The organism is Microbulbifer mangrovi, assembly GCF_002009015.1.
Lineage (GTDB): Bacteria > Pseudomonadota > Gammaproteobacteria > Pseudomonadales > Cellvibrionaceae > Microbulbifer > Microbulbifer mangrovi.
On the sequence record NZ_LZDE01000160.1, the window covers coordinates 1 to 4,190 of the forward strand.

The window sequence follows — 4,190 nt, forward strand, 5'->3', positions numbered from 1 at the left end:
CGACGCTTTCAAAAACAGATCCCCGGTACTCCACCTTCAATTCAAAAATATGTACTTCGTTAGCTCTTCGTTATTCCGGCACATCAGCTCGGGAATTAAGCCAACTCTCTTAAAACTTTCAGCGGCGGCTGACTCACCGCACTGCGGCAGGCCAGCGTACCGGCGGTGCCAACAAGCAGCGCGCCCACCAGCGGGCCGAGTAACCACAGCCCGGGGTGGAAGTTGAACGGCAATTCAAATACCCGTTGGGACAGTACCGCCAGGGTCGCTTCGGTACCGATGGCGGCCAGTAGTCCGGCGGCGATGCCGAGCAGGCCGAATTCGATCATCAGGCTGCGAATCAGCAGCTGCCGGCGGCCGCCCAGTGTGCGGATGACGGCGGCTTCCTGCAAGCGTTCGGCGATGCTGGCGCGGACGCCGGCGATCAGCACCAGTACGCCGGCGATGAGCATCAGGGCGAGGACGGATTCGATGGCGATGGCGACCTGGCCGATGGTTTCGCGGATGTTGGCGATGATTTTGTCCAGCTCGATGATGCTGACGCTGGGGAAGTTTTTCACCAGTTCGTTGATAAACAGCTTTTCTTCCGGCGGCAGGTAGAAGCTCTGGATGTAGGTGGCCGGGAAGTCGTCGAGGCTACCGGGGGCGAACAGCATGAAGAAGTTGGGGCGCATGCTGTTCCAGTCGAGGGTGCGCAGGCTGGTGATGGAGGCTTCGGTTTCGAGGCCGCCGATGGAGAAGCGCAGTACGTCGCCCATTTCGAGTCCGAGGCGGGCGGCGACTTCGACTTCTACGGAGACACCTTCGGTGGTGTTCTCGTCCCACCATTCACCGGCGACGATTTTGTTGTCGGCGGGGATGGTGTCGGTCCAGCTCAGGTTGAGTTCGCGGCGGATGGCGCCATCTTTCTGGTCGCGCTCGTCGACCGGGGTGCCGTTTACGGCGACCAAGCGACCGCGCACCATGGGATAGAACTCGGTGCCTTCGAGGTTTTTGCCTTCAATTTTCTGTTTGACGCCGTCCAGTTCATAGGGGGCGATGTTGACCAGGAAATGGTTGGGGGCCTTTTCCGGCAGCTGCATCTGCCACTCGTCGATCAGTGCGGTGCGGGCGTAGAACATGGCGAGCATGGCGAGGAGGCCGGTACCGAAGGCGGCGATCAGCAGGGTGTTGAAGCCGGCGCGGCGCTGCAGGCTGCCCAGCGCAATACGCCAGCTGCCGCCGAGGGCGGCGAGTCGGCCGCGCACCAGCAGGCGATTGATCAGCGCGCTGCCGCCCACCAGCAGGCCGAGGCCGGCGAGCAGCGCAACGGTGGTGGCGAGGCTGCCGGAGAGCCACCAGATGAGCAACAGCATGGACAGAGGGCCGGGAATCAGGCCCAGCCATTCCCGTTTGTCCGGGTTGCTCCAGTCCTGGCGCAGGGTCTGCATGGGATCGGTCTGTGCGAGGCGGAACAGTGGCGGTAGGGCGAAACCCACCACGCAAGCAACGCCGGTGGCGATACCCACCAGCAGCGGCTGCCAGCTGCTGGGCGGCGGGGTAACCGGGAAGAAGCCCTGCAACAGGTTAACCGCCTGGGATTGAACGAAGGAGCCGATGGCGAGGCCGACGGCGGTGGCGATCAGGGTGAGCGCCGTCATCTGGCCGATATAAATGCCGAGGATTTTGTTTTTGCCCGCACCGAGGCTTTTCATTACCGCCACGTAGTTTGCATGGCGCAGCCCGTAGCGGCGCGCGGCAAGGCCGACGGCGACGCTGGCGAGCAGCACCGCGAGGCTGCCGGCGAGGTACAGGAAGCTCTCTGCGCGATCCAGGGCCTTGGCGACTCGCGGCTGGCCTTCCTGCAAATCGATCACCCGCTGGTGTTCGGTCAGGTGTGGCTTCAGCCATTTGAAATACTGTTTGAGCGCGGCGTCGTCACCGGCGAACAGGTAACGGTAAGTCACGCGGCTGCCGGGCTGCAGGATATTCGTCGCGGCCAGGTCGTCGGTGTGCATCATCAGGCGCGCGCCCATGGAGAACAGGTTGGCACCGCGATCCGGCTCGTGGTCGATCAGCCCGCTGACGGTAAAGGTGCTGTCGCCCAGCTGCAGGTCGCTGCCGATTTGCAGATTCATTAGCGGCAGCAGTCGCGGTTCCAGCCATACGTTGCCGGGCGCGGGGCCTTGCTGCGTGGTGGTCGGAGTCGCGGCAGAATCTGTGCGCATTTCCAGGTGGCCCACCAGCGGATAGCCGTCGCTCACGGCTTTTACCGAGGCGAACTGGAATTCGTCACCGGCGGAGAGCATGGAGGCAAAGCCGACGGTTTGCGCCTGTTGCAGGCCCAGTTCGCCGGCCTTGTCCAGCCACGCATCGGGCACCGGCTTGCTGCTCTGTACCACACGCTCCGCGGCGAGAAAGCTCTGGGACTGGATGTACATGGCGCGGGTCAGGCGATCGCCAAAATGGGCGATGGCGGTTACGCAGGTAACGGCAAGGACCAGGGCGGTGGCGATCAGTGCCAGTTCGCCACCGCGCCAGTCACGGCTTAGCAGTCTGAGTGGCAGCATCAGGCGGATACCTCCGCTTCACCACCAAAATAGGAGTCCGGGATGTCGGCAGTAGAGATTTCACCGGCGGCCATGCGCAGATGGGCGCCGCAGCGCTCGGCGAGACGCTGCTCGTGGGTCACCAGCACCAGGGTGGTACCGGTTTCGGCGTTTAGATTGAACAGCAGGTCGATGACCTTCTCGCCGTTGTGCGCGTCGAGGCTGCCGGTGGGTTCGTCGGCGAACAGAATGCCGTTGTTTGTGTCTGAACCCTGGTTGGCAATGCTGCAGAATGCGCGGGCGATGGCGACGCGCTGCTGTTCCCCGCCGGAGAGCTGGCGCGGGTAGTGGTGTAGGCGATGGCCGAGGCCGACGCGCTCCAGGAACTCCTCGGCGCGCTTGCCGGCATTGCGTTCACCGCGCAGCTCGCTCGGCAGCATGACGTTTTCCCGCGCGGTCAGGCCGGGCAACAGCTGAAAAGTCTGAAAGACGAAGCCCACGCAGCGGGCGCGCAGTGCGGCGCGTTCTTCTTCGTCCATGGCGGTAATATCTTCGCCGGCGAGCCAGATTTTGCCCTCAGTGGGGCGGTCGAGGCCGGCGAGCAGTCCCAGCAGGGTGGATTTGCCCGAGCCGGAGGCGCCGGTGATGGCGAGGCTTTGGCCGGCGGGAAGTTGCAGGGAAATGTCGTTGAGCAGGGTCAGCGGGCCTTCGCTGGTGCTAACACGGTGGTGAAGATGTTCGGCTTTTAGCATCATCGACATGGCAAGTCCCTGTAATTCCTGCAAAATGTGGTTCACGTTTGTAGCGACCAGTTTGAATTGGAGAGTATGACATGGCGGCAGTTTTTTTCCGGGGGTTCGGGGCTGGTTTTGTCCCGCGAGGTCTGCTTTTCGTCGCGCTGGTCACGTGTTTATACGTCGGTTCTGTGCGAGCGGATGGCATAACCGGGCCGGAGGAGGCGGATGCGGCGGCAGAGCAGAAGACACTGCTGGTGCTGGGGGACAGTATCAGTGCGGCTTACGGGCTGGATGAGCGCCAGGGCTGGGTGCAGCTGCTGCGCCAGCGCCTGGCGGAGCGCGGTCTGGCGGTTGAGGTGGTGAATGCGAGTGTGAGTGGGGAGACGTCTTCCGGCGGGGTGGCGCGTTTGCCGCGCTTGCTGACTGAGCATTCACCGGAGTGGCTGGTGGTGGAGCTGGGTGGGAATGATGGTCTGCGGGGCTATCCGCCGCGGGCGTTGCAGCAGAACCTGCAGCGGATGGTGAAGATGGCCCGGGCCGGCGGTGCTGAGGTGCTGTTGCTGGGGATGCAGATGCCGCCCAATTACGGTAAGGCGTACACGCAGGCGTTTGCGGCGGTGTATCCGAAGGTGGCGGCGGAGGAGCAGGTACCGTTGATTCCGTTCTTCCTGGAGCCGGTGGCGCTGGAGGAGGGGGCGATGCAGACGGATGGTATTCATCCGACGGCGAAGGCCCAGCCGGCGTTGCTGGAGCATGTATGGCCGTGTCTGGAGAGTCTGTTGAAAGGCAATGTGGACACCCGGTCCGATAGCCTGTGCACTTCTTGATCGGAAAGCGTACAATCGCGGGCTGATTTTTGCTGGCCCCAGTGACTTCGTTGCTGGGGCTGGTGGCGGCGCTGCCGCCGGGTAAGCCTTTGCGGGAC

General features: G+C 63.3%; 3 protein-coding genes. 1 reads left to right on the plus strand and 2 read right to left on the minus strand.

The features are described 5' to 3' along the window. Positions 1-95 precede the first annotated feature (95 nt). Positions 96-2,549 carry an ABC transporter permease gene (locus B4U49_RS01100; RefSeq protein ID WP_078082749.1) on the minus strand — a complete coding sequence of 818 codons (2,454 nt, stop codon included), beginning with the start codon at positions 2,547-2,549 and terminating at the stop codon, positions 96-98. Further along, the gene (locus B4U49_RS01105; RefSeq protein WP_078082750.1) at positions 2,549-3,289 is read right to left on the minus strand and encodes an ABC transporter ATP-binding protein; all 741 of its coding nucleotides are present in this window, start codon (positions 3,287-3,289) and stop codon (positions 2,549-2,551) included. The genes B4U49_RS01100 and B4U49_RS01105 overlap by 1 nt, the downstream gene beginning before the upstream one ends. Positions 3,290-3,453: 164 nt before the next feature. On the opposite strand from B4U49_RS01105, the gene B4U49_RS01110 reads away from it, so the two are divergent. Continuing rightward, positions 3,454-4,092: an arylesterase gene (locus B4U49_RS01110; protein WP_239692420.1), complete on the plus strand. Its 639-nt coding sequence runs from the start codon at positions 3,454-3,456 to the stop codon at positions 4,090-4,092. Positions 4,093-4,190: the final 98 nt, after the last annotated feature.

Excerpts from the sequence above, each read along its gene's own strand:
- B4U49_RS01100 (WP_078082749.1), bottom strand. The coding sequence starts at position 2,549 with ATGCTGCCACTCAGACTGCTAAGCCGTGACTGGCGCGGTGGCGAACTG.
- B4U49_RS01105 (WP_078082750.1), bottom strand. The coding sequence starts at position 3,289 with ATGTCGATGATGCTAAAAGCCGAACATCTTCACCACCGTGTTAGCACC.